This is a genomic window from Phyllobacterium sp. SL163 (assembly GCF_049896885.1).
In the GTDB taxonomy this organism is placed as follows: Bacteria; Pseudomonadota; Alphaproteobacteria; order Rhizobiales; family Rhizobiaceae; genus Phyllobacterium; species Phyllobacterium calauticae.
This window is the reverse complement of record NZ_JAFCVE010000021.1, coordinates 1-1,205: the sequence shown is the minus strand read 5'-3', so window position 1 is coordinate 1,205 and position 1,205 is coordinate 1. Positions and strand designations below refer to the sequence as shown.

The following is a 1,205-nucleotide window of genomic DNA, read 5'->3' as shown; positions in this document are numbered from 1 at the left end:
GCCGGCAAGATCGTGCCGGGCGCGGCCGAGAGCTGGACTGTCTCCGACGACGGCACGGTCTATACCTTCAAAATCCGCGCCAATGCCAACTGGTCGGACGGCTCGCCCGTCACCGCGGACGATTTCATTTTCTCCTTCAAGCGTGTCGAAGAGCCGAAGACAGCCGCCGGCTATGCCAACATGCTCTACCCCATCAAGAATGCCGAGAAGATCAACAAAGGTGAACTGCCTGTCGACCAGATCGGCATGAAGGCGATTGATGCCAAGACGCTCGAAATCACCCTGGAGCGCGCCACGCCGTTCTTTGTTGAACTGCTGGCGCACCAGACCGCCCTGCCGGTCAACAGGGCAAGCCTTGAAAAGAACGGGGCCGAGTTCATCAAACCGGGCAAACTCGTCTCCAACGGCGCCTTCGAGCTTGTCGAACACGTGCAGAACGATCACCTGACCGCCGCCAGGAACCCTGATTACTGGGGTGCGGCCGATGTCAAACTCGACAAGGTCATCTTCTATCCGACCGAGGATCAGGCGGCCGCCGTGCGCCGCTTCGAGGCCAGGGAAATGGACCTCGTCTATAATTTCTCGGCCGACCAGATCGAGCGCCTGCGTGCATCCATGGGCGATCAGGTGCGCATCACCCCGGCGCTGTCGACCTATTTCTATTCCTTCGACACCCGCGTCGAACCGTTCAGCGACGTGCGCGTGCGCCGGGCGCTGTCCATGGCGATCGACCGCGACTTCCTGTCGAATGAAATCTACAAGGGTGCGCAGCTGCCGGCCTATTCGCTCGTGCCGCTTGGCATTGCCAATTACGGCGAACCGGCCAAGCCCGATTTTGCCGACATGTCGCAGCTCGACCGCGACGACAAGGCGGTCGCGCTGATGAAGGAGGCGGGCTATGGCGCGGGCGGCAAGCCGCTCACCATCGAGATCCGCTACAACACCAATCCCAATCACGAACGGGTCGCCATCGCCGTTGCCGATATGTGGAAAAAGGCCTTCGGCGCCAATGTGACGCTGCTGCAGAACGATATCAGCGCCCACTACGCCTATCTGAAGGAGGGCGGCAAGTTCAACGTGGCGCGGGCCGGCTGGACCGCGGATTATGCCGATGCCGAGAACTTCATGGTGATCAATCTGAGCACTAACACCACCTTCAATTATGGTCGCTGGAACAATCCGGACTTCGATGCCCTGGTCAAGAA

1 protein-coding gene is annotated in these 1,205 nt (G+C 60.2%); it reads left to right on the top strand.

All coding sequences use genetic code 11. From position 1 onward, the window contains the following. Positions 1–1,205, top strand: a 1,205-nt coding sequence (locus ACP7B1_RS24540) for a peptide ABC transporter substrate-binding protein (protein WP_426137402.1), incomplete at both ends; no start/stop codon positions are given.